The 26,454-nt window shown below is 68.4% G+C and carries 23 protein-coding genes; 14 read left to right on the top strand and 9 right to left on the bottom strand.

What is annotated here, in order from left to right; translation table 11 throughout:
• Nucleotides 1-38: 38 nt before the first annotated feature.
• Complete coding sequence (locus AB0L97_RS06320; RefSeq protein WP_364426080.1) at nucleotides 39-2,402, top strand: primosomal protein N'; 2,364 nt, start codon at nucleotides 39-41, stop codon at nucleotides 2,400-2,402.
• A gap of 395 nt (nucleotides 2,403-2,797) precedes the next feature.
• On the opposite strand, the gene AB0L97_RS06315 is transcribed toward AB0L97_RS06320, so the two are convergent.
• Nucleotides 2,798-3,640, bottom strand: a complete 843-nt coding sequence (locus tag AB0L97_RS06315; RefSeq protein ID WP_364425809.1) for an NAD(P)H-binding protein — start codon at nucleotides 3,638-3,640, stop codon at nucleotides 2,798-2,800.
• A gap of 73 nt (nucleotides 3,641-3,713) precedes the next feature.
• Between AB0L97_RS06315 and AB0L97_RS06310 the strand changes: the two genes are divergently transcribed.
• From AB0L97_RS06310 to AB0L97_RS06290, 5 genes are all read left to right on the top strand, one after another.
• On the top strand, nucleotides 3,714-4,292 hold the full coding sequence (locus tag AB0L97_RS06310) for a TetR/AcrR family transcriptional regulator (RefSeq protein WP_355070644.1): 579 nt from the start codon (nucleotides 3,714-3,716) through the stop codon (nucleotides 4,290-4,292).
• A 102-nt stretch (nucleotides 4,293-4,394) separates the two neighbouring features.
• Complete coding sequence (locus tag AB0L97_RS06305; protein ID WP_355070646.1) at nucleotides 4,395-5,048, top strand: PadR family transcriptional regulator; 654 nt, start codon at nucleotides 4,395-4,397, stop codon at nucleotides 5,046-5,048.
• 114 nt (nucleotides 5,049-5,162) lie between these two features.
• On the top strand, nucleotides 5,163-6,116 hold the full coding sequence (locus tag AB0L97_RS06300) for an alpha/beta fold hydrolase (RefSeq protein ID WP_356961727.1): 954 nt from the start codon (nucleotides 5,163-5,165) through the stop codon (nucleotides 6,114-6,116).
• 676 nt (nucleotides 6,117-6,792) lie between these two features.
• Nucleotides 6,793-7,371, top strand: a complete 579-nt coding sequence (locus tag AB0L97_RS06295; RefSeq protein ID WP_355070650.1) for a TetR/AcrR family transcriptional regulator — start codon at nucleotides 6,793-6,795, stop codon at nucleotides 7,369-7,371.
• Entirely contained in the window at nucleotides 7,368-8,591 is a 1,224-nt protein-coding gene (locus tag AB0L97_RS06290; protein ID WP_364425805.1) for an NADH:flavin oxidoreductase, read from the top strand. The genes AB0L97_RS06295 and AB0L97_RS06290 overlap by 4 nt, the downstream gene beginning before the upstream one ends.
• Nucleotides 8,592-8,753: 162 nt before the next feature.
• Here AB0L97_RS06290 and AB0L97_RS06285 read toward each other — a convergent pair whose 3' ends face one another.
• Nucleotides 8,754-9,038: a hypothetical protein gene (locus AB0L97_RS06285; protein WP_364425803.1), complete on the bottom strand. Its 285-nt coding sequence runs from the start codon at nucleotides 9,036-9,038 to the stop codon at nucleotides 8,754-8,756.
• Nucleotides 9,039-9,211: 173 nt separating this feature from the next.
• Nucleotides 9,212-9,556: a hypothetical protein gene (locus AB0L97_RS06280; RefSeq protein ID WP_364425801.1), complete on the bottom strand. Its 345-nt coding sequence runs from the start codon at nucleotides 9,554-9,556 to the stop codon at nucleotides 9,212-9,214.
• 61 nt (nucleotides 9,557-9,617) lie between these two features.
• Between AB0L97_RS06280 and AB0L97_RS06275 the strand changes: the two genes are divergently transcribed.
• Both AB0L97_RS06275 and AB0L97_RS06270 read left to right on the top strand, forming a co-directional pair.
• On the top strand, nucleotides 9,618-9,740 hold the full coding sequence (locus AB0L97_RS06275) for a hypothetical protein (protein WP_364425799.1): 123 nt from the start codon (nucleotides 9,618-9,620) through the stop codon (nucleotides 9,738-9,740).
• A gap of 362 nt (nucleotides 9,741-10,102) precedes the next feature.
• Nucleotides 10,103-10,348: a CsbD family protein gene (locus AB0L97_RS06270; protein ID WP_355070654.1), complete on the top strand. Its 246-nt coding sequence runs from the start codon at nucleotides 10,103-10,105 to the stop codon at nucleotides 10,346-10,348.
• An 84-nt stretch (nucleotides 10,349-10,432) separates the two neighbouring features.
• Here AB0L97_RS06270 and AB0L97_RS06265 read toward each other — a convergent pair whose 3' ends face one another.
• The 3 genes from AB0L97_RS06265 to AB0L97_RS06255 form a co-directional block, all read right to left on the bottom strand.
• Entirely contained in the window at nucleotides 10,433-12,664 is a 2,232-nt protein-coding gene (locus AB0L97_RS06265; protein WP_364425797.1) for a hypothetical protein, read from the bottom strand.
• A 188-nt stretch (nucleotides 12,665-12,852) separates the two neighbouring features.
• Nucleotides 12,853-13,080, bottom strand: coding sequence for a hypothetical protein (locus tag AB0L97_RS06260; protein ID WP_355070658.1), 228 nt, complete (start codon nucleotides 13,078-13,080; stop codon nucleotides 12,853-12,855).
• A 246-nt stretch (nucleotides 13,081-13,326) separates the two neighbouring features.
• Nucleotides 13,327-14,541, bottom strand: coding sequence for an acyl-CoA dehydrogenase family protein (locus AB0L97_RS06255; RefSeq protein ID WP_364425794.1), 1,215 nt, complete (start codon nucleotides 14,539-14,541; stop codon nucleotides 13,327-13,329).
• Nucleotides 14,542-14,699: 158 nt separating this feature from the next.
• On the opposite strand from AB0L97_RS06255, the gene AB0L97_RS06250 reads away from it, so the two are divergent.
• Nucleotides 14,700-15,554 carry a TetR family transcriptional regulator gene (locus AB0L97_RS06250; RefSeq protein ID WP_364425792.1) on the top strand — a complete coding sequence of 285 codons (855 nt, stop codon included), beginning with the start codon at nucleotides 14,700-14,702 and terminating at the stop codon, nucleotides 15,552-15,554.
• Between the two features lie 182 nt (nucleotides 15,555-15,736).
• Entirely contained in the window at nucleotides 15,737-16,678 is a 942-nt protein-coding gene (locus AB0L97_RS06245) for an alpha/beta hydrolase (RefSeq protein WP_355070664.1), read from the top strand.
• Between the two features lie 12 nt (nucleotides 16,679-16,690).
• Here the strand turns inward: AB0L97_RS06245 and AB0L97_RS06240 are convergent, their stop codons facing one another.
• Nucleotides 16,691-18,223 (bottom strand): acyl-CoA synthetase, encoded by a 1,533-nt coding sequence (locus AB0L97_RS06240; protein ID WP_364425789.1) that lies wholly within the window; start codon nucleotides 18,221-18,223, stop codon nucleotides 16,691-16,693.
• Between the two features lie 523 nt (nucleotides 18,224-18,746).
• Here AB0L97_RS06240 and AB0L97_RS06235 point away from each other — a divergent pair.
• From AB0L97_RS06235 to AB0L97_RS06220, 4 genes are all read left to right on the top strand, one after another.
• Nucleotides 18,747-20,369 (top strand): VWA domain-containing protein, encoded by a 1,623-nt coding sequence (locus tag AB0L97_RS06235; protein WP_364425787.1) that lies wholly within the window; start codon nucleotides 18,747-18,749, stop codon nucleotides 20,367-20,369.
• Between the two features lie 9 nt (nucleotides 20,370-20,378).
• Complete coding sequence (locus tag AB0L97_RS06230; protein WP_364425785.1) at nucleotides 20,379-20,966, top strand: hypothetical protein; 588 nt, start codon at nucleotides 20,379-20,381, stop codon at nucleotides 20,964-20,966.
• Entirely contained in the window at nucleotides 20,963-22,096 is a 1,134-nt protein-coding gene (locus AB0L97_RS06225; protein WP_364425783.1) for a hypothetical protein, read from the top strand. Before AB0L97_RS06230 ends, AB0L97_RS06225 begins: the two co-directional genes overlap by 4 nt.
• 218 nt (nucleotides 22,097-22,314) lie before the next feature.
• Nucleotides 22,315-23,091, top strand: coding sequence for a DUF1206 domain-containing protein (locus AB0L97_RS06220; protein ID WP_364425781.1), 777 nt, complete (start codon nucleotides 22,315-22,317; stop codon nucleotides 23,089-23,091).
• A 101-nt stretch (nucleotides 23,092-23,192) separates the two neighbouring features.
• On the opposite strand, the gene AB0L97_RS06215 is transcribed toward AB0L97_RS06220, so the two are convergent.
• Both AB0L97_RS06215 and AB0L97_RS06210 read right to left on the bottom strand, forming a co-directional pair.
• The gene (locus AB0L97_RS06215; protein WP_364425779.1) at nucleotides 23,193-24,935 is read right to left on the bottom strand and encodes a GMC family oxidoreductase; all 1,743 of its coding nucleotides are present in this window, start codon (nucleotides 24,933-24,935) and stop codon (nucleotides 23,193-23,195) included.
• 47 nt (nucleotides 24,936-24,982) lie between these two features.
• Nucleotides 24,983-26,440: an NAD(P)/FAD-dependent oxidoreductase gene (locus tag AB0L97_RS06210; RefSeq protein WP_355070676.1), complete on the bottom strand. Its 1,458-nt coding sequence runs from the start codon at nucleotides 26,438-26,440 to the stop codon at nucleotides 24,983-24,985.
• Nucleotides 26,441-26,454 lie beyond the last annotated feature (14 nt).

Raw genomic sequence — 26,454 nt, 5'->3', positions numbered from 1 at the left:
CCACCGAGGCGGACCGTCCGGCCGCGGGTCCCGCGGGCGTGGAGTTGCCGATCGCCCGGGTGCTTCCGCTGCTCTCGCCCGCGCATCTCGACCGCGACTTCGACTACTTGGTGCCTCCCGAGCTGGACGAACTCGCCCAGCCGGGGGTCCGGGTGCGGGTCCGTTTCGCCGGTCGGCTGGTCGACGGCTATCTCCTGGCTCGATCGCGGCACAGTGACCACGGCGGAAAGCTGGTCAAGCTGGAACGCGTCGTCTCCGGCGAACGCGTGTTGACTCCCGAAATCCTGGAGCTGGCCGGCAAGGTCGCGGCCCGATATGCGGGGACGCGTGCCGATGTCCTGCGTCTGGCGATACCACCGCGTCACGCCCGCACCGAGACCGGTGGCGGGAAGAAGTCCGCTGCGGCCCGAGCCGATTCCGCGAACGAGAACCCCGCCACCGCAATTGGTCCCGTGCGGTCGGACGTGGCGAGTTCCGTGTCTGCCGGAGAGTTGCCCGTTGCATCGCCGGAATCCTCTGACCTGCAAGCCGATTCGGCCGGTGTGAGCAGCGCGGCTCCGAAAAGTGGTGCTGCGGCGGAACCGGATTCGAAGCGCGATAGCCCTGGCGCCGGCCGATATGTGCCCGCGCCGGAGAGCGACGAGAAGCTCGATGCCGAGCCGTCCGCACGTGCGCATCCGAAGCTCGGGCCAACCGGCGCGGGGGACTCGGGCGGTGCGGGGGAGACGAGCGGCGACGCCGAAGACCGAACCGCCTTCGTCGATTCGGAGTTTCCGGCCATAGATCTCGCGCCTTGGGAACGGTACGTCCACGGGGCGGCGTTCGTCGCCGCCCTCGGCCAGCGGAAAGGGGCACGCGCGGCCTGGCAGGCACTGCCCGGTGAGGACTGGCCACGACGGCTGGCGGAGCTCGCCGCCGTGGTGGCGCGGCAGGGGCGCAGCGCGATCCTCATGGTCCCCGACCAACGCGACCTCGACCGTGTCCTGGCGGAATGCGTTGGGCTGGTGGGGGACTCGGCAGTCGGGTTGTCCGCCGGTCTCGGTCCAGCGGCTCGGTACCGGCGGTGGCTCGCGGTGCTGCGCGGTTCGGCGCGAGTGGTGGTGGGCACGCGCAGCGCCGTGTTCGCACCGGCGTTGGACCTCGGGCTGATCGCGATGTGGGACGACGGTGACGACACCTACGCCGAACCGCGTGCGCCGTATCCGCACGCGCGTGAGGTGGCGATGTTGCGGGCGCACGAAACCGGTGCGGCCTTCGTCGCGGCGGGTTTCGCGCGCACCGCGGAGATCCAAGCGGTGGTCGATTCGGGTTGGGCGCACGATCTGGTCGCCGATCGTGCCGTGCTGCGCAAGGCCGCGCCGCGCATCAGCGCCCCCGGCGACAGCGATATCGCGCTGGAACGCGATCCGGTCGCCCGTGCTGTCCGAATTCCCGGCGTCGCCTTCGCGGCTGCCCGCGCCGCGCTGAAGGAAGGCGCGCCGGTGCTGGTACAGGTGCCGCGTCGTGGGTACATTCCCGCCCTGGCCTGCGGGAAATGCCGTACTCCTGCTCGATGCCGACACTGCAGCGGACCGCTCGCGCTGCCGGAAGCTCGGGGACCGCGCGGATCGGCCGCCGACCCCGGCGCGGCCGCGCAGAGTCCCGCTTGCCGTTGGTGCGGGATCACCGAGACCGCGTTTCGTTGCACCACCTGCGGGTCGCGCGCACTGCGCGCCGTGGTGATCGGGGCGGCGCGCACGGCGGAGGAGCTCGGCCGTGCGTTTCCCGGCGTACCGATCCGTGCTTCCGGCGGCGGCACCGTGCTCGACACTGTGGAGCCGGGCCCGCAAGTGGTCGTCGCTACGGTCGGCGCCGAGTCGGTGGTTCCCGGCGGCTACGGCGTCGCGTTGTTGCTCGACGGCTGGGCGCTGCTCGGCCGAGCCGACCTGCGTGCCGCCGAGGACGCGCTGCGCCGCTGGATGGCCGCCGCGGCGCTGGTCCGCGCGCACGGCCAGGTCATCGTCGTGGCCGAGCCGTCCATCCCCACCGTGCAGGCGTTGGTCCGATGGGATCCGGTGGGCGCCGCGCGCGCGGAGGTCGCGGCGCGGGCCGAGGTCGGCTTCCCGCCTGCCGTCCGTCTCGCCGCGATCGACGGCACCGCCGACACGATCGCCGAACTGCTCTCGGCGGCGGACCTGCCGGATACGGTCGACCGCCTTGGACCAGTGCCGCTGCCGGACGGCGCCCGCAAACCGTTCTCCTCCGGCGATGCGCCCGCCGAAGTCGAACGCCTGCTGCTGCGGGTCGAGCGGCGCTCCGGAGCGGCGCTCGCGCGTGCCCTGCGCGCGGCTCAGGCGGTTCGCAGCACGCACCGCTCGGACGCCCCCCTGCGCGTGCAAATCGACCCGGTCGACATCGGCTGACGGCTACCGGAGTGCGTCCACCGCTGCCTCGTCGGCATGGGGCCGCGATAGTGCCGCCGGGCGCCCGGGCTGTGTCGCGAGGAGGTCGGCGTACTCGGACCGAGGGAAGGAGGGGGACCGCTCGGTGCACCTGATGTCGTCCGCTCGTCACTCGGCATATCGCGGCGAACCGGCCGCAACGGACCCGCGAGCGGATCGCGTCGCTTCATGGCCGACTGGGCAAGCCCGTCGCGCGCCGGGGCTGTCTATGCCGCCCGTTGCCGGAGGCTTCGCTACCCGGGTGGACTGCCCTCGTTCTTGCCCAACCCGGGTGAGCGTGATCGCCTCGGCGTTTCCGGCCAGTGAAACGCCGAAGCCTGCGATCATCTCGCGACAGCGCAGCGCTCGGCCGAGCTTCAGGCGAAGGCCGCTCGATTGCGAGCCGCCCAGTCGGCGTATTTCGTGGCCGGGCGCCCGAGCACACGCGGCACGTCGGGGCTGATCCGCTGCTCGGCGGGTGTCGGCTCGCCGAGGATGGTCAGCGTGTGGTCGGCCACCGGCTCGGGCATGAAGTCGAGCATCGCCGAACGGGCCTGTGCCCGAGTCAATTCCACGAATCGGAGCGGCTCGCCGACTGCCGCGCCGAGTGCTTCGGCCTGGGCGCGCGGGGTAGCGAGCTCGGGCCCGGTCAGGGTGTAGACCTGTCCGTCGTGCCGGTCGTCGCGCAATGCCGTCGCTGCGACCGCGGCGATGTCGGCCGGATCGATCGAGGGAAGACCGACGTCGCCGAACGGCGCTGCGACCAGGCGCTGCGTGCGCACCGCGTCCGCCCACGCGTAGGTGTTGGAGAAGAATCCGGTGGGCCGAAGGAAGGTCCAGGCCAACCCGGAGTCCCTGATCGCCTGTTCGTAGGCGATGAGCCGGGCGTATCCCGCCGCGTCCGGTCGAGTGGCAACGCCCTGCGAGGACACGAAGACCACGCGCCGCACGCCTCCCGAGGCGGCGATTTTCAGCACCTGCTCTGGTTCCGGACCCGCCACCAACTGCTCGCCGGTGATCAGAAGAAACAGGGTGTCGGCTCCCGCGAAGGCGGGGGAGAGGCTTTCCGGCTCGCCCAGATCGGCCCGAACCGAGCGGACTCCGTCGGGCAGCGAAAGATCCGCATGCCGCGCGACGGCTGTCACCTCCTCGCCAGCGTCCGCCAGCGCCCGCACGAGGGGCGCGCCGATATTCCCGGTTGCTCCGGTGACCACGATCATTGTGACTCCTTAGTTAGTTGGCTGACTAAAAAAACGTTAGCCGGTCATCGCCGCGCTGTCTACAGTTAGTTGTGTGACTGACTCACAGGCGAAGGCCGGATCGGGCAAGCGGGAGCGGCTGGTCGAAGCCGCGGTGCGGGTGTTCTATCAGCAGGGCGTGGAGAAGACGACGATCGCCGACATCGCGCGTGCCGCGGACGTTCCGGTCGGCAACGTCTACTACTACTTCAAGACGAAAGACCAGCTCATCGAGGCGGCGATCGGCTCGCACGCGCGCATTCTCGATGCCGTGATCGCCGCGAGCGACCGGCACGAGACGCCTTCGGGGCGGCTGAAGGCCCTGATCGCGGGATGGGTCGCCGATCGTGAGCAGACCGTGCGTTACGGCTGCCCGTTCGGCACTTTGTCCTCGGAATTGGACAAGCGCGGCGACGGGCTCGATACCGCGGCCGCCGAGGTGATGCGCGTGCTGGTGGATTGGGCTGAACGGCAGTTCGCCGCGATGGGACGCGCGGACGCGAAGGAGCTCGCGATCGCCTATGTCGCGGCGTATCAAGGAATTTCCCTGCTCACCAACACTTTTCGGGATCCCGGACTGATGGTCGCCGAAGGGGCGCGGCTGTCGCGCTGGATCGATTCGCTGGTGAGCTGACCTCCAGCTGGGCGCGGATGCCGAAACCGATCCTTGCATTCGATGCATTGCCGATATATCGTCGATAGCATGATTCGAACACGAGAGCCTTGGGAGGCTGACATGGAACACCGAGAACATCGAGAATTCGGCCGGCGTGGCCGCGGGCCGGTGCCCGGTCACGAGGGCTTCGAGCACGGGCGGCGCTTTCGCCGCGGCGGACGTCACGGCTTCGGCCCGGAGTTCGGGCCTGGCTTCGGTCCCGGCTTCGGGCCAGGCTTCGGCCCGCATTTCGGACGCGGACGCGGACGCGGCGGCCGGGGTAGGCGTGGTGACGTACGCGCCGCCGTGTTGTTGCTGCTCGCCGAGCAGCCCATGCACGGTTACGAACTGATCCAGCAGATCCGTGGGCGCAGCAACGACATCTGGCGGCCGAGCCCCGGATCGATCTACCCCGCGCTGGCGCAACTGGAGGACGAGGGCCTGGTCCTCATCGAGAAGGTCGCCGGGCGCAAGACCGCGAAGCTCACCGAGTCCGGCACCGAGTACGTCGCCGCGCACCGGGACGAGCTGGGCGATCCGTGGGCGGACGTGCAACAGGACGTCGGCGCACAGGCGATGGACCTGCGCGCACTCGTCGGACAGCTGATGGGGGCGGTGGCCCAGGTCGCGGCGGCAGGCACCCCGCAACAGGCGGCGCGGGCGGCGGAGCTGCTCACCGAGACCCGCAAGTCCCTTTACCGCATCCTCGCCGAGGACGAGACCCCCGAGAAGTAGGGGAGGCGAAACACCCCTATACCGCGCGCATTTCGAGCCGATCAGAGGGATCATTGTGAGATGCGACAGTCGAGCCGAGCGGGAACTTGGGGCGTTTCACACTTGCGTGGTGCCGTGCTGGCCTTCGTGGTGGCCGGTGTGGCCGCGCTCGGCCCGGGCGTGGCGTCGGCCGAGCCGCTCGGCTTCCGCCCGCCCGACGTGCCGACGTACGCCGCTCCACCGCAATCGGACCACCTGGCCGCCGCGTGGTATCAGAAGAGTCATCCGAACGCGGTCCCCAGCGGTACCAACGATTTCGGCTGCGTGCCCAGCGCCCGGCATCCCCGTCCGGTGGTACTCGCGCACGGGACCGACTCCACAGCCTATTCCGACTGGTCGGGGATCGCGCCGCAGTTGACCGCGGCCGGATTCTGCGTGTTCGCGCTGAACTACGGCGGCAAGCCCGGCGCGCACAGCTACGGCACCGAGGATCTGGTGCTCAGTGCCTACCAGGTCGGTGCGTTCGTCGATCGAGTGCTCGCGGCGACCCACGCGGACAAGATCGATCTGGTCGGGTTCTCGCAGGGCGCGAACGTGACTCGTTACTACGTCAACAAACTGGGCGGTGCGCCGAAGGTCGAGCAATGGGTCGGCCTCGCATCGCCCAGCTACGGCGGTGTGATGTACGGGCTGGTGCCGGTCGCCGAGGCGATCCCGGGCGCTCTGCAGGCGTTCGCTCAGGTGACTTCGCTCGCCGCCGTCCAGCAGGTCGAGGGGTCGCCGCTCATGCTCGATCTCAACGCGGGTGGCGACACGGTGCCCGGGGTGCGGTACGTGACCGTCGGCAGCCACGTCGACGAGATGATCCAGCCGTTCGAGAACATCGCGCTGCGCGGGCCCGGCGCGCGGAACATCGCCCTGCAAGACCTGTGTCCCGCCGACCTCACGGGGCACTTCCACATGGTGTACGACCCGTTCGTGCAGGAGTTGCTGCTCACCCTGCTGGATCCGGGCAGCCCGGCGCCGGTGTGCAGGCCGGTCCCACTCGGCACCGGTATCCCGGAGGTCATCATCGCGGGTCATTCCTGACCGCAACCGCCCGCGGCGCCTGGTTCGCGGCTGTGGGGCGCCAGAGCGCAATGATCGGACTCGGATCCGGTACCTCGATACAGGCACGCCGAGGCAGCGGACCGCCTACCGGAGGCGTGCGCCGTGCCCACCGCCGAGTGGCCGGGCCGTGTCGCCGAGTCCGCCCTGTGTTCGCCCGTGTGCATTCGGCACGCGTACCGGCCGACGCCGAAGCGGCTGAATCCGGTCCGCTGACCGCGACGCGGCCGGTGTGAATACCAGACGCTGCGCTACACGGGCGGCGGTGCTGCTCGCACTGCTCCCGGGTATCGGCGTATTCGGAGACGATCATGTGCCACGGCTGATCCGAGGGCCGCCCAGCGGCTTGAATTAAGTGCGGACAAAAGCGCCGGACCGCTTGCCGCGACCTGGCTCGACCGACGCCGTGCCGACGCACGTCTGCCGCGTGCGAGGTCGACGCGAAGCTCATCGACTCGGCCCGCCGTGCGTAACACCTTCGCGCTGTGCTCGCGGCCGGGTGTGACGACCTGGTGACGTGCAGTGAAACCCTGCGTTCTATCGGCTTTCGTCCACCACTTCTGGCATCCAGGGCGCAGCTCGGCGCGGTATCGGAGCTTGCGTGAACAAGTTTCAATCAATGATTGAATCAACGATGGAAACGTGCTTGACTTGGCGCATGCCGAAACCGGTCTCCGAAGCCGCGACCACCCGCGATCGTCTGCTGACGGCCGCCGAGCGACTGCTGCTGGAAGGCCGATACGACGAGGTGTCCGTGCGGGGTATCTGCGCGCAGGCAGGAGCGAACCCGGCGGCGGTGCACTACCACTTCGGGTCGAAGGACGCCCTTGTCGCCGCGTTGCTCGAGGAGCGTTTGGGTCCGGTGTGGGCGGACCGGTTGGCCGCTGTCACCGGTGGGCACGGGTCGATCGCCGAGGTGGTCGATGCGGTGATCGAGCCGTTCGTCGAGTTGGCCGCCGATCCGGTGGGCCGGTTGCACCTGAGGCTGCTGGCGCAATTCGTCCTCGGCAGGCAGGTGACCGAGTGGCGGCAGCCGTGGTTCCGGATCGATGCGTGGGTGAGCCTGTTGCCGGGCCTGAGCGAGCGCGAGAGCAGGCGCCGGTGGATGTTGGCGTTCGACCTCCTCATCATGCGATTCGGCAGTGCGGAGCACCGAGAGATGTCGCAGGAGGCGGTGGCCACCCTCCGGGAATTCGTGGTGGCCGGATTGACCGCTCCGACAGGAGAGAAACAATGAACGACGTATTCGCACCCGCCCAGCTCGGGCCGATCACCCTGCGCAATCGGGTGATCAAGGCCGCGACCTTCGAGGGCCGCACGCCGGACGCGCTGGTGACCGACGACTTGATCGAGTTCCATCGCGAGGTCGCCGCCGGTGGCGTCGGGATGACGACCGTGGCCTATTGCGCGGTCGCTCCCGGCGGACGGACCGACCGGCATCAGATTTGGCTACGCCCGGAAGCGGTGCCGGGGCTGCGGAGGCTCACCGAAGCCGTGCACGGTGAGGGTGCCGCGGTGAGCGCGCAGATCGGCCATGCCGGACCGGTGGCGAACGCGGCCTCCAACCGAGTTCCGGCGCTGGCGCCGAGCCGGATGTTCAGCCCGCTGTCGATGCGGATGATGCGAAGCCCGGACGAGAACGGGATCCGCGAGCTCGTGGCCGCTCATGCCGGCGCGGCGAAGCTGGCCGAGGAGGCGGGTTTCGATGCGGTGGAGATCCATTTCGGGCACAACTATCTGGTCAGCTCGTTCCTGAGCCCCAAACTGAACCGCCGCGCGGACCGGTACGGCGGCAGCTTGGCGAACCGGGCGCGGCTGGCGCGTGAGATCGCCGCCGCGGTAAGGGAAGCCGTGGGCGGCAGGCTCGCGGTGACCGCGAAGCTGAACATGGAAGACGGAGTGCGGGGCGGGCTCACCGTGCCCGAGTCGATCCAGGTCGCCGCGTGGCTGGAAGCCGACGGCAGCCTGGACGCGCTGGAACTGACGGCGGGCAGTTCGCTGCTCAACCCGATGCTGCTGTTCCACGGTGACGCCCCGCGGAAATCTTTCGGCGACGTTCTTCCGGTGCCCGCGCGATGGGGATTCCGTATGGTCGGCAAGGCATTCCTGAAGGAGTATCCGTACCGGGAGGCGTATCTGCTCGAGCGCGCACGGCACTTCCGCAGGGAATTGTCGATGCCGCTGATCCTGTTGGGTGGCATCACGAATCTGGACACCATGCGGCTCGCGCGGGCAGAAGGCTTCGAGTTCGTCGCCATGGGCCGTGCGCTGCTGCGGGAACCGAATCTGTTGCGACGCATCCAATCGGATGCGTCGACGCGGTCGGCGTGCGTGCACTGCAACGAGTGCATGCCCACGATCTACACCTGTACTCGCTGCGTATTCCGTCCCGGTCAGCCGCGCGAACCCGTCGAACTGACGCTGTCGGGCATCGGCGGCGTCGGCACGCAGCAATAGGCGGTCGCTGATCGACCGGCACCGTCTCGGCGAGGGGCAGTCGAACGCGGGCCGTTTGACCGGATGGCATCGCCGTGCCAGAAGGGGCTGAAGAAGCGTGTACGTGAGCGAAACGCGAATTGCGCGTGGGCAGTGGGGAGGAACCCCACTTCCTTGCGGCGATCAGTCGTGGAACGCGTAGAGGATCGCGCCGTCGCGGGAGAGGACGGCGCGGATCGCCGCGTAATCGGCGGGCGTCAAGGAGGCACGGCGCTGTTTCCAGAAGGACAAACTCGCCGCCAATCCGGGATCGGCTGTGCCGTGACGGCGGCAGTACTCGGCGAGCGCCACCCGCAAGCGCGGCGATGTCGCGGGGTGCGCGGCGAGGTCGATCAGGCTGGTCAGCGTCGCGCAGGCGGACACGTACTCGCGGGCCGCGGCGGTCGGGCTCTTCGTATGCTGGTTCATCGTCCTCTGGTGTCGTGACCGTCGGGGCTCGCTACAGTGCGGTTGTTGCCGAAAGCGCTTGCGGCGGAGGAGATTCGCGTGGGCATCAGGTCGGGCCGCGCGCCCACGTTGGCACGCGCGGGGTCGCCCGTGCCAGCCGGGAACCGCTGGATCGAGCGTGCGATCGGATCTTTCTATCGGCGATCCGCGTTGAGCGCGATCTCGAGGTCGACTTCGATGATGCCCTCGCCGGACTCGTCGGCGACCACGGTCGGCGCGATCGCGCCGGTGACGCGGTAGGTGCGGTGGCGGATCAGCCGTCGCAGCCCCAGCCGCACCCGTCTGGACCCGTGGCCGGGCCGTAGCGCCAGTTCGAGGGCACTGCCGTCGGTCACCGCCTTGGCGACCAGGACATCCGTATGAGGCGCGATGCCGAGAATCGGTCCGGTCCGCCACTCGGGCGGCACCGTTGCGCGAATGAGATCGCGCAGGCCGTCGGGCCGGTTGAATCGGGTGAGCGTGTGGTGGGCGTTGGTCACTGTCGAGACTCCCGCGAGCGCCGGGCGCCGTTGCGCTCGTCGACTCGGTACCGGGTCGGGCATGGACCAGGGCGTCGGCGAGGTCGGATTCGCGCATCTCGGCGGCGGCGGTGGCGACAAAGATTTTCGTCATCCCGTCACCGTTGATCACGTTGTAGTTGCCGAGGTCGACGCGGGCGCGTGAGCTGCCGCGCAGGCGCGCATCCCGCCCGTCGAAGTCGATGAAACGATCGCGCAGCGTGGTCCAGGTGTCGCGCGCGAGGTCGGGCATCATCGCGTTGAGCCAGGCCACCACGCCCGCGTCGTAGCCGAGCACGGGCCTGCTGATGGCGATCCCGTTGCCGATTCCGGAGTACAACGACCGGGAGCAGCGGCTCACGATGACGCGGTATCGGCAAGGACCGGGCGCGAGCACCCCGCTGCGCTGACCCGTCCTGCCTGCGGGAGAGCGTGACGCGCGAACCGAACTTCGTCGCTCCGGATTCGAGGCCCGTCTCCCGGGTATGCGCCAGATGTCAGCTTGTTCCGATATTCCAGGAGGTTGTTGTGGCTGAACATGGAAGCGGTGCTCGCGAGGGCGTCGAGGGCGTCGTCGAAGACGCCAAGGGCAAGGTGAAGGAAGCGGCCGGTACCGTCACCGGTCATCAGGACCTGAAGGACGAAGGTCGCGCGCAGCAGGACAAGGCGGAATCGCAGCGCGAGGCGGCCGGGAAGGAAGCCGCGGCCGAGAAGGCGCGAGCCGAAGCCGACGTCGACGAGGCCCGTCAGTCCGCCCATCAGCACGGGCGGTAATCACGCGCGGTTCGTCCCATCGGAGGTATCCGCCGCCGTCAGCAGAGCTGGCGGCGGCGGACCGGCGTCATGGGCCCGCTTCGCTCAGTCGCGGTGAACGATGACCGTCACGGACCGATCGGGATGCGGGGTGCCCGGGCCGCCCCGCACGGCGAACACGTCAGCGGGCTTCCTGGACCTCGGTAGCTTGGCCAAGGGAGTGAACTGGTCATCGAGTGCGGTGCGCATCGCGTCGACCAGAGCGCGGTCCAAACGAAGCGTGCGCAGCGAGGCGTAGACGTCCACCCAGGTCGGCAGCGCGAACGAAGCATCGATCCAACTGTGCTGGTCGGGCAGGTAGACGGTGAGAATCGGCGGATCGTTGTACCCGAGCCCGGGCCAGGAGTCCACCGACTGACCGGCCACTTGCATGACGAAAGTCAATGCCTCGGAACGTAATTGCAGCATGCCCCGTTTGACGGCATGGCGGGGGTCATCGCTCCATCCGCTGACATCGAACCGCCTGCAATCGATCACGGTGCGGCGGGAACCCCAGTGCTCGGAGAACCACCGGCGGATCTCGCGATTCCATTCGAGAGCGGCCAGTATGTCGACGCCTCCCGCCTGTGCCTGCGTCAGATCGGGAACCTGTTCGGCGATTTCCGTCATATCCAACGCGGCCTCGGACTTCGGGTAGCGCCGCGCCAGCCGTACCGGCGATTTGTGTCGTCGGCTGTGTCGGCCGAGCCCTGCGAAGGCGGCGTAGTGGATATCCCAGCCCTGCGGATGGTTGGTCGGCGGCGGTAGGTCGACGGGGAGGCCCGCGACCAGTTCGTCGGCGATCCGATTGGCCACTCCGGCGTCGCCGTAGTGGGTGCGCAGCAGCCGCAATGTGCACACCGCGGCGAGTACATCGATGATCAACGGCGGGTAGCTCGGTACGTCCAAGACGAGAGTGGACGGGGGAAACAACGGCTGGTTCGGTTCGGGACGATCCGGTAGCAGATTGCGCGACGACATCGCTCGGTCGACCGAGATTGTCTGCTGCACAGAGATGTCCGCCACGACACGTCCGCGAAGGAAATCGGAGCGGTCCAGCAGATATTGGGTCAACTCGACCTCGCGTCGACACCACAGGCTGGCGGTGTAGGTCTCGGACCGCACCCTGGCGATCGCCGGTGTGGCGGCGAACAGACGCCACACCATGCCCGTGTTGGACTCGCCGGTGGGGACTGTCATCGCGTCGATGGCGACGTCAGGGGCGCGCCACAGACCGAGTTTCATCAGTTCCGGCTTCGTGTCGCCGGACCGATGGCTGAGCGCCAGGGAAGGCCGTGGCCACCACGGGGCGATGGCGGCGAACGCGAAGGTCGCCACGTCGGCGAGCCGGACATCCCGCCACGGATGAGTGGCGGCGGCTTCTAGCCAGGCCAGAGTCCGCAGTCCCAGGGCATAGCGGCGCAGGACGCACAATCCCAGCGCGCTGACCGGGCGATCCCTGCTGATCAGATAGCCGATGGCGTCCATGATCGGCGGACAGACCAGCAACCTCGCGACGATGCCGACGGCTTCCCGCAGCCGCTCCGGCTCCAGCCCGCGCGACAACCAGAACCAGTGGTCTCGCCACTCGAGTGATTGTCCTTGTTGCGTGGGTACCTTGATCGGCAGCCCGTCGGGCCACGTCGCGCAGTAGAAGGTCTCGATCGCTTCGGCGAGATCCATTCGCAAGTGGTGTGTCTGCTCGAAAGCACCCATCGCTTGGTCGACCCGGCGGATCGTCACGTGATACAGCAGATCCGCATCCGTGGAGGGCGCGCGGAACATGCTCGAAAAGGTGTTTCCGACGATAGAGCTGAGCCACGCGCGGATGAACTGCGATTGCAGGCGGGCTTGTGACGCTTCCTCCGTACTCGTTCGCTGTAGCTCATCCGACAACGAAATCAGCTGGGCAAGACTGTATTCGCGATCGTATTCGAGTGGGCCCGCCTGCGCGAGGACGTCATCGAGCGCGGCCGAGCTGGTCGAACGGCTCACACTGGGTGGAAACAGGTCCCATTCCGTCGCCCCGAAAAGCGGCCAGTCGTCGAGCGCGCCGCGGTGGGACCAGGTCTGGTAGGCGAGCGGGAGCGGTACCCCCTCGATGGCGTGCCGCACCCCGTGGGCGACCCAGTAGTCGTGAGGCCACGGCTCGGTCCACAGAATCGTCGTGTCGTCGCCGAATTTCCGATCCAGCCACTGCCACCACGACTCCCACAATTCGGGATCGATTGGCCGGACCGCCGTCCGGAACCACGCGTAGGCTCCGGCCGCCACCGCCGATGCCTCGGATCGCGACATGTCCGCCTCGAATACGGTTGTCGTGCAGATCGATTCATCCGAGAATACGGTGCCGCGCCCGAATGCGGCAGCCGATGAGACCGTCGGTAGCGCGGTCGCGGCCGGTGCGGGGTCGGCGGCAAACCTGTGGCATCGAGGGCGGGCTCGGATCGATAATCGGGGTGCGCGGCAGCCCGGCGAGCCGGCGCCTAGGCGTACGGCTCGACGGTGAGCACGTACTCGAGCCTCGTGAGTCGCTCGGCTGTCTCCAGCGACGATGTGATGACCAATCGGTTGGCGCCGCCGTCCTCGACGACTTCCGCGCCGGATCTCCGCAGCCAGTCGAAGAACTCCGAACGGATTGCCGTGAGAACGGTGTCGTCGCCGAGGTCACCCGGAGTCAGGAGGACGAGGTATCGGCGGTCTTGCGCTGGCATGCGGCTCTCCTTCGATCATCCCGGGGACTCGATCGGATCAGGGCGGCGGACCCTTTCACCGGCGAACTGCCGCCCTCGGATGCCTCGGCGGAGTCACGAAGTCCGCATGTTACGCGGATACTCGCTCGCCGGATCGCACGCGCGGCCGATCGACCCGGCAGCGCTCGGAACCGATTCCGTCCGGCGAGCCGGAAGTGCCGCACGTCGGGGACGAACGACCTGTCCGGCGTAGATCCGCGCAGTAGATCAGCGCGAAGACCCGTCGGCCACCGCCCGGCGGGCCGCGCTGACCGCACGCTTGGCAATGGCCCAGCGGTGCACTTCCGAAGGCCCGTCGTAGATGCGGAAGGGCCGTACTTCGCGGGAGAGGCGCGCCAGCGGGAGGTCGTCGGAAACACCGAGCCCGCCGCACAACTGAATGCCGCGGTCGACGATGCGGAAGATCGCCTCGGCGGCGAAGGTCTTCGCGATCGAGGTGGCGTTGCCCGCGTGCTCTCCGTTGTCGAGTTCCCAGCAGGCGCGTACCAGCAGTGCGCGGGTCGCGGCGATGTCGATCTCGTTGTCGGCGATCATCTTCTGCGCCATGCCCAGATCGCCGATCCGGGAACCGAAGCCTTCACGCTGGGCGACCCGCTCGACGGCGATGTCGTGGCCTCTGCGCGCCGCTCCCAGCCAGCGCATCACGTGCGTCATGCGAGCCGGACCCAATCGCACCTGGGCGTATTCGAAGCCGCGGTCGACAGCGCCGAGCACCGCCTCGTCGGGGACGAACATGTCCTCGAAGAAGACTTCGCAGTGTCCGCCGATCATGGCGCGGTCCAGCGTGGTGATATGCCTGCCCACGCGCAGGCCCGGGGTGTCGGCGGGCGCCAGGAACATCGTGGCCCCGCCCCGCTGTCCCGGTTCGCCGGACGTGCGGGCCATCACGATGAAGAAGCCGGCCCCGTCGGCGCCGGTGATGAAGTGCTTGTGGCCGTTGATCCGCCAGCCGCCGTCGACGGGGACGGCCCTGGTGACCAGCGCCGCCGGGTCGGAACCGGCTCCGGGCGCAGGCTCGGTCATCGCGAAGGCCGAGCGCACCTCGCCGCGGGCGAGCGGTTCCAGGTAGCGCGACTTCTGCTCCGGGTCGGCGATGTGGGCGAGCATGTGGACGTTGCCCTCGTCCGGCGCCGCGATGTTGAGCGCCGTCGGGCCGAACAGCGAGTAGCCCGCCTCCTCGAACACCGGCGCGCGATCCGACATCGACAGGCCGTGGCCGCCGTACTCGACGGGCGCGTGCGGCGCGAAGACCCCGGCCTCGCGCGCGAGCTTGTTCAGCGTGACGCGCAGTCCGTCGCCGCCCGCGGCGGTGATGTCGCCGAGGTGCTCGTCTTCGATCGGCAGCACCGTCTCCCGCACGAACGCCCGGGTGCGGTCGATCAACGCCCGAACTTCGTCGGAATAGGTCAGTTCGATCGGCATCGCGCATTCCTCCTCGACATCCAGCGCCTCGTCCGCGGACCGAACGATCGCTCTGTCTGAACACTGTTCCACTGGGCAGGTGCGGTGTCAAAGAGCGCGATTCATGCGAGTTTCCGGCGCGGGTGGTTGATGTCTTTTGTTCAGCTATTCTGAACAACATGCGAAACGAGGCTGTGGCGCCGCACGAGGCGATCCGGCACGCGCGCCGCGCCGCGGGTCTGTCGCTACGCGAAGTGGCCCGCCGTCTCGAGGTGAGTCCGGCGACGCTCAGCGCCGTGGAGACGGGAAAGACCGGAATCTCGATCGCCCGGCTCACTCGCTTGTCCGATGTGCTGGGCGTGCCGGTCGCTCATCTGCTCGGCGGCACCTCTCCCGCGGCGCGCCCGAGCTCCGTCGATTCCGAGCGGGATGAGCAGGGTGACTGGCGCGAGTTCGCCCCGCTGGACGTCGACCCGGTGCTGGCCGCCGCCCTCGCGTCGTTCGTAGAGATCGGCTACCACGGCACGACCGTGCGCGCCATCGCCCGGCGGGCTGGTACCAGCGTTCCCGGCCTCTACCACCATTATCGCGACAAGCACGACCTGCTGGTCCGCATCCTCGATCTGACCATGGACGAACTGCACTGGCGAGTGCGCGCCGCCCGCGCCGAAGGCCGCGACAGCATCCACCGGGTGCGTCTGATCGTCGAAGCGCTGGCCTTGTTCCACACCCACCGCCGCGACCTCGGTTTCATCGGCGCCAGCGAGATGCGCAGCCTTTCTCCGGGGGAACGCGCGCGCATCGCCCGCTCCCGCCGCGATATCCAAGCCCTCCTGGACGACGCGATCGCCGAGGCTCATGCCGAGGGCCGCATCGCCAATTCCCAGGTTCGGGCGGCAGGTCGTGCCATAGCCACCATGTGTACGGCCATCCCCCAGTGGTTTCGCGAGTCGGGCCCGGCGACGCCGGAGGAAGTGGCCGCGCAATACGGGGATTTCGCCCTGGGTGTGCTCGGGGTCGATCCGGTGCGTTAGCCGCATATCCGCGGCTTCGCCCCGCCCTTCGCCGGTGGCCGAACAACACCCTGGCGAACAGTCCCACCTTGGTGGTGATCGGCATACCCCTTGGGGATCGGAGCCCAGCACTCGGGGGCCTGATGACGGCGGCGCATACGGCGGAAAGTAGGACGAGTACCGCCAGTGAACCGGAGCAGCCCATGTCGACTCTCAGCACGATCGCCGCCACGGAGGAACGGCGTGCCACGGTGTGGACCGAGGACGGCGCGGCGCTCGCGGTTCGCGAATACGGCCCGAGAGACGCGGACCTCACCGTCGTCCTGCTGCACGGACATTGCCTGCGCAGCGAGTCCTGGACCTACGTCCGCGACGAGCTGCTGCGCCGCTACGCAGGCGCTCGGATCGTCTGCTATGACCACCGCGGCCACGGCGAGTCCGCCGCCGCGCCCCGGCGGACCTACAACATCGACCAGCTCGGCCGGGACCTGCGCGAAGTTCTCGATGTCGTCGCCCCGACCGGGCCGGTCGTCCTCGTCGGCCACTCGATGGGTGGTATGACCGCGCTGACCTACGCCGGTCAGAATCCGCACGAGATCGGCACCCGCGTCGTCGGAGTCGCCCTTCTCGCGACCGCCTCGGGCGGTCTCACCGACGCTGGGTTCGGCCGTCTGCTGCGCAGCCCGGTCGTCTCCGCGTTCCAGGCGGCCGTCCGACTCGCGCCGGGGGCGATGCACCACGCGAAGCTGCTGGCCTGTCAGCTGTTCGCCCCGCTCGTCCGTACCGCGGAATTCGGTGATCGCAAGGTGAGCCCGCGGGTGCTCGCCCTCGCCAACGCGATGCGCAACGAGACGCCGATCGTCACGATGGCGAGCTTCTTGAGCGACCTCATGGTCTACGACCGGACCGAGGCTCTCGGGCTTCTGTCCCGGATTCCGACGCTGGTGCTGTGCGGTGGCGCCGACTTGATGACGCCCCCGTCGCATTCCGTCGCGATGGCCGCCGCGGTCGAGTACTCGGACTTCGTGATCGTGGAGAGCGCCGGACACTCGGTGATCCTGGAGCAGCCCGGGCTGGTAGCGGAGGCCGTCGCGCGCCTGATGACGCGCGCGGGCGAGGCCGCCGACCTCACCTACGTCGCGTAGCGGCCGGAAACCTCACAGGTATCGCTGGCGGAGTTTGCCCTTGACCAGCTTCCCGGTGGGGGTCCTGGGCAGATCGTCGGCGAAGTCGAAACTGCGCGGCACCTTGTAGTGGGCGATGCGGTCGCGCAGATAATCGCGCAGCTCCGTGGCCAAGGCGGGGCCGGGCTCGGCGCCGGGGGCCGGTTGGACTACGGCCTTGACCGATTCACCCATCTCCTGGTCGGGCACGCCGATCACCGCCACGTCGAACACCTTCGGGTGCAGGGCGAGGGCGTCCTCGACCTCCTGCGGGTAGATGTTCACGCCGCCGGAGATGATCATGAAAGCCTTGCGGTCGGTGAGGAACAGGTAGCCCTCCTCATCGACGTAGCCGATGTCGCCGGTGGTGGTCCAGGTCGGGTGGTCCGGGTGGACCGCTTCGGCGGTCTTAGCTGGGTCGTTGTGATAGGCGAAGGGGGCCTCATCGCGTTCGAAGTAGACGGTGCCGATCGCGCCGGTGGGCAGCTCCGCGCCGTCGTCGCCGCACACCCGGATGGTGCCGAGACCGGCCGTGCCGACCGAGCCGGGCTTGCGCAACCACTGCTCGCTGTCGATGAAGGTAGCGCCGTTTGCCTCCGTCGAGGCGTAGTACTCGTGCAGGATCGGGCCCCACCAGTCGATCATCGCCCGCTTCACGTCGACGGGACACGGAGCGGCCGCGTGCACGGCGACCCGCAGGCTGGACACGTCGTAGCGGGCGCGGACGGCCTCGTCGAGCTTCAGCATCCGGACGAACATGGTCGGCACCCATTGGCTGTGGGTCACGCGGTAGCGCTCGATGGCCGCCAATGCCTGCTCGGCGTCGAACTTCTCCATGATCACCAGCGTTCCGCCGAGCGCGTGGACCACGCCGCCGAAACGCAGCGGCGCCGCGTGATAGAGCGGGGCCGGGGAGAGGTAGACGGTCTCGGTGTCGAATCCGTAGAGGGGGCCGAAGATCGCGGTGTAGGTGTCACCGGGCGCGTCACCGACCTGCCGTTCGGGCAAGGGTTGTTTGATGCCCTTGGGTCGTCCGGTGGTGCCCGAGGAATACAGCATGTCCGCGCCGCGCGGCTGGTCCGGGAGTGGCTCGGGCGTCGCCGCGGCCTTCGCCTCCTCGTAGGACTTGTATCCCGGCACCGGGCCACCGAAGGCGAGGCGGAGCTCGACCGCGGGAGTCTCCGGGACGATCTGCTCGGCGGCGTCGGCGAGACCGGCCGATACGATCAGCGCCCTGGCTCCGCAGTCGTTGACGATGTAGCTGGTCTCGCTGGGCGACAGATGCCGGTTGACCGCGGTGATGTAAAGCCCGGTTCGCAATGCCGCCCAATACACCTCGTAGATCTTCGGGTCGTTGCCGGACAGCAGCGCGACGTGATCGCCCTTGCGCAGCCCCGCGTCGTACAGGTGCCGGGCCAGTCGAACCGAGTTCTCCTCGAGCTCCCGATAAGTCAGCGCTTCACCGGTCTCGGCGACGACAACAGCCGGTTTTTCTGGGAATCGGTCGACGTGTGCGCCGGGGTACATGCGGCTCCTCGGTGGAACGGAGCGGTCGGTGTCCGACCGCCCGGGCCTGCGCGGGACGTCCGGATTCACGGCCGTGCCGGCATCCCTGGCGTCCCGCAGAGCGGTTGCTCTGCCACCGACGATAGCTGAAAGTAAACGGTGGTTCTGGTCTATTCATCGGAATTCGCCCGGGCGCGCTCAGCGCCGGTCGCCGCGGGTGCGATGGGCTGCCGCCCGGCCGGACACGCTCGCTCGCGGGAGGGACACCGGGGCAGCCGCCTGCCCGTCGATCAGGACATGTGCCACGCTCACCCGCGTGCCTCGCTCGAGCCGCACGCCGGCGCGGCTGCGCGGGCGAACTCGGCTCCACCCGAGGAACCCGCGCCGGGATCGAGCAGACGACGTGCCGATGCACCCTGAAGGGTGCGGTTCTCGGGATCCGCGATCGCGGCATGGACGAGGATTCCCCTGGACGTTACTGGTAGTTCACCGTTTCCGCCGTCGGCTGCGTTTACGATCGCGTCATCGAGGGGAAGGTGGCGAATTGCCGTATCGCCGCACATCAGTGCTTGCCGTAATAATTTTCACGCTCTGTGGTCTGCTGTCGGGTTGCGGGGAGGATCGCAAGTCCGGACCTGTCCGTGCGTACAACGCCGATGCGAGGGTGCTGAACATCGTGGCGGGCTCCGAGCACGACGCGGTATTCGAGCAGGTCGTGCAGCCGTGGTGCCGGGACCAGAAGCTGACCTGCACCATGACCCGCCTGGGATCGGTGGATCAAGCTCGGCTGCTGGAGTCCGGCGACGCGCCATACGACGGATTCTGGTTCGCCAGCAGCGTTTTCCAGCAATTGGGTGATACCGCACACCGCCTGCGGCAAGTGCAACCCATGTTCAGCACGCCACTGGTATTCGCAGGTCCGCGTAGCGAGTTGGACGCGCTGGGATTCACCGGGCGGGAGGTGGGCGTCGAGGAGATCCTGGCGGCGGTCGAGGCGAAGAAGACCACGACGTGGATGACGAATCCGACCCAGTCCAATTCCGGCGCGACCGTGCTGCTGGGCTTCCTCAACTACTTCGCAGGCAACGATCCCGGTGTGCCGCTGACCCGGCCGCAACTCGATTCGGAGCAGGTTCGTGCCGGGATAACGCGTCTGACAAGGGCTTTCGGGAAGACGCCACCGTCCACCGGGCTGCTCATGGACGAATGCCTGGCCGCACCGCAACAGTGCAAAACGATGTTCACGTACGAGGATCTGGTGATCGAGCGCAACCAGCAATTGGTGCGGGCGGGTAAGGAACCCCTGTACGCCATCTACCCCAAGGGCGCACTCGCGATCTCGGACGCGCCGCTGGGATTCCTGCCGCACGGCGACAATCCGGAGAAGCTCGCGAATTTCCGCGAACTACAAGACTTCTTGCTTTCGGCGGATACCCAGCAGCGGCTGGTGCAGTTGGGGCGGCGGCCGATCACCAGCATCGGGCTGTCGCTGCCGGGCGCACCGCGTGCGGTCTTCGATCCAGCCTGGGGCATCCGCGCGACGATCACCGAACAGCCGATCACGTATCCGGCCGCTCCGGTCATCGACGCCGCGCTGGAGAACTACCAGACCGTCTACCGCACTCCCACCGACCTGGTCTACTGCATCGATGCCTCCGGCAGCATGGCCGACAACGGCGGCTGGGACGGGGTGCAGCGGGCCGTGGACCTGCTGTTCGATCCGGTGCAATCGAAGAAGTACCTGCTCCAGATCGGTCCGCACGACCGCACGGCGGTGCTGCTGTTCAACCAGACCACGGCCCCCGCGCGATGGACCAGCGGCAATGCGGCGCCGGACCTGCGGAGCCTGCGCGACGCCGTTCGCGCCCGCAAGCCGGGCGGCAACACCGGCATCTACCGCTGCCTCGACGCCGCCGCCGACCAGTTCACCGGTGCGGCCGATCCGGAACGAAAACGTCTCGTCATCCTCATGACCGACGGCGCCGACACCGAAGGCGGCCGAGGCCTCGACGACATCGCCCGCACCGGAGTCCCGGTGGTGGTCATCGGATTCGGCTCCGCGGTGCAACAGGACACGCTCCGGACGATCGCCGAGCGCACCGGCGGGTCGTATATCACCACCGATGACATGGTCGCGGCGTTGCGCCAGGCCACCGGTTACCGGTAGGAGGGGCCGGTGCCGAGTAATGCCGCCGTGATCGCGGCGCTGGTCGTGCTCGTTCCCACTTTCCTCGGTCTGTACGCCGTGCTCGGATCGCCGGTCGGCGCGGCGCTGGTCGCGGTCGGCGTGGCCGTGCTCACCGGCCTCGCCGGGCAATCGGTCGCTGTCGTCACTCGGCGCGGTCGGCTGAGACGGCGCGTATCGGAGACCAACCGCCGGGTGGCGACACTGGCCGCGCGCGTCACGGATGCCGACACACGCGTTGCCCTGCTGCGAGCCTGTGGCACCATCCCACGCCTGCTCGATCGCACCGAGACCGTCGATCCGGCAAGCCTTTCCATGACCTCGCGCAAGCTGCTGGACTACCTGGTCAGTGTGGAATCGGCGCTGCGGCGGTACGTCGAGATCCAGGACCACAGGTCGGCCTATCGTGATGCCGAGGCGCTGCTGATCCGCAGCCGACGCACACTCGCCGGTTTCGAGGCTTTCGCCGCGCACAGCGCCGAACAAATCGGCGAGGCCGATCTGGCGTCCTTCTTCCGGGACCTGGCCCACCTGGAACTCATGAATCCTTTGCAGCTTCCCCCGAGTGAGGAGCGATGAACAGATCCCGCCTCCCCGTCCTCATCGCGATCGTGGTCGCCGTGACCGCCATCGCCGTTGGCGTCGTGGTGATCCGCGACTCGAACGACACTCCGGCCGCAGTCCAGCAGCTCACCTGCTCGGGCGGATCGGAGAAATCGTCGCTCATGGCCGACGGCGAAGTCCGTGCCGTCCTGCGCGACCGGTACGGACTCGAGGTGCGCTTCGACAAACGCGGTTCCTATGACCTGGCGCAGATACCCACCGAGCAGCTGCGCAATCAGAAGATCGACTGCCTGTGGCCGTCTTCGGCGAGTGCGCGCAGCGTCTTCGAGACATCGCACGACACCGCCACCTTCCCGGACTACCGCGCCGAATCGGTGCTCGAGACGCCGGAAGTGATCTACGCGGGCGCGGCCGCGACCGACGCGCTGGTTCGCGCGGGCATCGTGGCGCGGCGCGACAACACCTACTACATCGTCGATTTCAAGCGCTTGCTGCTCGACTTCGTATTGCCCAAGCAGAGGTGGACCGCGCTCGGCGCGCCCGACCTCGCCGGTCCCATCCGGATCGCCAGCACGGATCCGAAGTCCTCGAATTCCGGATTCACGCTGCTGCAACTGGAACTGACGGTCATCGCCTCGGGCGATGTGTTCCAGCCGCCGACAGTCAGCGAGGCCAGGTCGGGACTGCCCGCCGTGCGCGGCCTCTACGACGCGCAGGGTCTGCAGTCCGACAGTTCCGACGGCGGTTTCCGGGAATGGCTCATCCAAGGAGCGGCCTCGTTGTACGCCGGATACGAGAACCAGATCCTGCAACAGCTGGTCGGCTACCGCGACAACGGCCCCGCCACCGAGGCGCTGCTGGCGAACGCCAGGCTGCTGTATCCGGACCCGACGATCTTCAACAGCAATCCGATCCTCGCCCTCACCGCTCCGGCGCATCGGTTGATCACGGCGCTCCAGGATCCGAAGATCCAGTCGATCGCCTGGCAGCGTTACGGTTTCCGCTCCGCCACCCAGCTCGGCGCCGCGCACGCCGCCGACTTCGCGCAGATCCCGTTGGCCACCCAGCCGCGCTCCACGACGCCCCCGCGGGCCGACATCACTCAGCTCCTGCTCGCCTGCGTCCGCGACAGCCAGTGCTCTTGAGAAAGGTTATTCCACCCGAAGTGGGCAATACGGTCCATGGAGAGGTGAGAACCATGAGTTTGTTCCGAAATGCTGACAGATACCGATGGCGCCGCACCGGCGGAGTGCGGCGCAGCCGGTGGCGGACCGGGTACGGAAGCGGATGGCGCAACCGGTATGGCGACCGGTGGCGGCGGCGCGAGCGTCGGGGGACGGGCAGGTATGCGAGATCCGGCAGATTGCGTGGGGCCGCGCGCTTCGGCTTCATCGCACGCGGGATCGCCTACATCGTCATCGGCATTCTCGCCTTCATGCTGGCCGTCGGCACCGCGCAGCACGAGCCGACCGCGGGCGGTGCGCTGGCGGCGCTCGCCGGTAAGCCGCTGGGCTATCTGCTGCTGTGGATTCTGGTTTTCGGATTCGCGGCTCTGGCCGCCTGGCGGCTGGCGCAGGCCGCCGCCGCGCCCGCGACGAGTTCGAACGGGCCCCGGCTGCGCGCCTTGGGCCTCGGAATCCTTTATGCCATAGCGTTCTTCGTCGTTCTCAGGTTCGTCGTGGCCGGCCGGACACCGCAGCCGAGTGATGCATTCGCACGCGATGTGACCGCCCGGATACTCGGCTGGAGCGGCGGCCAAGTGGTCGTCTTGCTCCTCGGCTTGGCCATCCTGGCCGGGGGCGTCCTGATAACCTTGCGCGGGATTCGGCTGGGCTTCCTCGACGATCTGCGAATGGGCTGGATGACCCGCGCTTCGCGGGAGGCCGTGATATGGCTGGGCCGGATCGGCTATCTGGCGCGGGGCGTCATCGTCATCGGCATCGGACTCGCCGCGGTGGTGGCGGCCGCGAACTACGAACCGGCGAACGCCAAAGGGGTCGACGCCGTTCTGCATGATTTCGCCGACAGCGCCTTGGGCCCTTGGCTGCTCATCGCTGTGGCCCTCGGGCTGATGGCGTTCGGGATACTGTCGTTCCTCCAAGCGCGATACCGGCGCACCTATGGCGGTGTTCCGGTCTGAGTCCGATCACGGCCGGGCCGACCACCTGTTGTCGCGCTCGTCGGCGTCCGACGGCCCGAATGCGGGATGCGGTTCGCAGAGCCGCCGATACCGGCCGTCGGTCAGCCTCGTGTGTCCGCCGTCGGCTCGGACCGGTCGGACGGCCCCTTGATCTCGATGATCGGTAACCGGAGCGCGGCCGGAGCGTCGGCCGGGACCACGGGGTTGCGCGGCGGCACGGGGGCGATGCGCCGGTAGGGCGCGCCCGGCTCGGGACGCGGATCCGGCTCGCCCTTGTTCGGCCAGAGGGCGGTGGCGCGCTCGGCCTGCGCGGTGATCGTGAGCGAAGGGTTCACCCCGAGATTGGCCGAGATGGTCGAACCGTCGATGACATGCAGTCCCCGGTACCCGTGCATCCGGTGGTAGGGATCGACCACCCCGGCGTCCGAGGAGTCGCCGATGACGCAGCCGCCGATGAAATGCCCGGTCATCGGGATGTCGAACAGAGCGCTCCAACCGGCGCCCGGGATGCCGTCGATCTTGTCGGCGACCCGGTGGGCCACCTCGTGCCCCGCCGGAAGCCAGGCCGGATTCGGTTCGCCCACACCTTGTCTGGTGGTCATCTTGCGACCGAACAGACCGCGTTTGGTGTAGGTGGTGATGGAGTTGTCGACCGACTGCATCACCAGCAGCCCGATCATCTGTTCCGACCAGCCGCGCGGATTCTGGATGTGGAAGGCGTCGCGTCCGAGCTTGCGCATGGTTCGCGCCCACAGGCGTAGCTTCGATGTCCGCCCATCGGGGTCGATCATGGCGGTGCCGATGAGGCCGATGGCGTTACTGCCCTTGCCGTAGCGCACCGGCTCGATGTGGGTGTCTTCGTCCGGGTGGATCGAGGAGGTGATCGCCACCCCCTTGGTGAAGTCGGAGTCCTTGCGGCGGCTGCGTATCGAGAGCAGCTCCTCGGAGTTCGTGCGGGAGAGTTCACCCAGACGCGGGGAGATGTCCGGCAGAGATCCGCGGTCGCGGAGCCGGTGCAGCAGTCTCTGGGTGCCCAGCGCGGCCGCGGCGAAGACGACCTGCTCGGCGGTGAACCTGCGGCGAGCCCTGCGGACCCAGCGTCCGGTGCGGACGGTGGAGATTTCGTAGCCGCCGCCGGGCAGCGGACGCACATCGGTCACCGTGGTGAGCGGATGGACCGTCGCACCGGCCAGCTCCGCGAGGTAGAGATAGTTCTTGACCAGGGTGTTCTTGGCGTTGTGGCGGCAGCCGGTCATGCACTCGCCGCAGTGCGTGCAGGTGTTGCGGGCGGGGCCCGCGCCGCCGAAGAACGGGTCGGGCACATCCTGACCGGGCCGCGCGCCGTTGCCGCCGAACAGGACGCCGACGGGGGTGCTGCGGTAGGTCGAGCCGACGCCCATCTCCTCGGCGATCTCGGCCAGCACGCGGTCCGACGGCGTGGTCGCGGGGTTGGTCGTCACGCCCAGCATCCGCTTGGCCTGGTCGTAGTGCGGAGCGAGTTCGTCCTTCCAGTCGGTGATGTGGGCCCACTGGCGGTCGCGGTAGAACTTGTCCGGCGGTTCGTAGAGGGTGTTCGCGTACACCAGCGAGCCGCCGCCGACGCCCGCGCCCGCCATGATGAAGGTGTCCTTCAGCAGCGTCAGCCGCTGGATGCCGAAGCAACCAAGGGCCGGGGCCCACAGGTACTTCTTCGCGTCCCAGGAGGTCGTGGCGAACTCGTCGTCGGCGAAACGCCGTCCCGCCTCGAGCACGCCGACCCGGTAGCCCTTCTCGGTGAGCCGCAGCGCGGTCACACTGCCGCCGAACCCGGAACCGACGACCACCACGTCGTAGTCGAACGTCATCTTATCTCCACCACTTGTCGAAAGTTGTTGCCGCAGAGAGGGTCGCGTCAAGAGACGCGCCTCGGGTCGTAGTCGGCGAAGTCGACCTTGCGCGTATGCCACCGATAGCTGGTGACGGTGCCCGGCCAGTTGTTGGTGATTCGCCCGGCCGCGTTGCGATACCAGCTCGAGCAGAAGTTCCACGGTGTGCGGTCGAGCCGCTGCTGCAGCCTGCGATCGAACCGGGCCTCGACATCGGGGCGCACTTCGAGCACGTGGCCGGGCCGCTCGGCGAGACGCTGGACGGCCTGGCGGATATAGCGGGCCTGGGATTCGATCATGTAGACGATCGAACCGACGCCGAGGTTGGTGTTGGGGCCGTAGACGAGGAACAGGTTCGGGTAACCGGGAACCGTGATGCCTCGGTAGGCCCGGGCCCCCTGCGACCACTCGTCGGCCAGCTTGCGGCCGCCCCGGCCGGAGATCCGCATCGGCCAAAGGAATTCGGTGCCCTTGAAGCCCGTGCCGTAGACCACCGCGTCCACCTCGTGCAGCGCGCCGTCGGCGGTGCGCACGCCCTCCGGGGTGATCTCGGCGATCGCGGTGGTCTCCACCGTCACGTTGGAGCGGGTGAGCGCGGGCAGGTAGTCGTTGGAGAACAGCGCTCGCTTGCAGCCGGCCGGATAGTCGGGGGTCAGCGCGGCCCGCAGGTCCGGGTCCGCCACCTGGCGCTTCAGCTGCCGCAGGCCGATCCGCGTCACCAGCTTGCGGATGACCGGCACGTCGACGATGCCCAGCGCGAGGAACTCGCAGAACAGCCAGAACGCGAACCGCTCGGTCAGGCGGGTGATCGGCAGCAGCCGGAAGGCGCGATGATGCCAGGCTTTGTACTCGACGTCCGGTTTCGGCATGATCCACGCGGCCGAACGCTGGAACAGCGTCAACTGCGCCACCGAGGGCGCGATCGCGGGCACGAACTGGACCGCGCTCGCGCCGGTGCCGATGACCGCCACCCGCTTGCCGGTCAGGTCGGCTTCGTGATCCCACTCGGCGGAGTGGAAGGCCGTGCCGCGGAAGGTCTCCACGCCGGGGATGTTCGGCAGCGCGGGCCGCGAGAGTTGCCCGACCGCGGAGATCAGCACATCGCAGGTCAGCTCGACCCCGTCGGCGGTGCGCACGGTCCACCGTCCGGTCGCGTCGTCGAACTCGGCCTCGGTGACCTCGGCGCGGAAGCGGATCTTGGGCAGCAGATCGTGCTCGCGAGCGATCCCGCGCAGGTAGGCGAGGATGTCCGGCTGCCGGGAGAACCGCTTCGGCCAGTCGGTGCGCGGCGCGTAGGAGTAGGAATACAGCGGCGAGGGGATGTCGCAGCCCGCGCCGGGGTAGGTGTTCTCCCGCCAGACGCCGCCGACGTCCTCGGCCCGCTCCAGGATCTGGAAATCGTGCAGGCCCGCACGCTGGAGTTCCATCGCCATGCCGAGCCCCCCGAAACCGGTGCCGATGATGACGATCGAAGGTGTGCTCATGACGACAACGCTAT

The sequence above is a fragment of the Nocardia sp. NPDC051911 genome (assembly GCF_040681035.1).
Taxonomy (GTDB): Bacteria; Actinomycetota; Actinomycetes; order Mycobacteriales; family Mycobacteriaceae; genus Nocardia; species Nocardia sichangensis.
The sequence above is the reverse complement of the archived record's forward strand: the minus strand, read 5'-3'. Positions and strand labels throughout refer to the sequence as shown.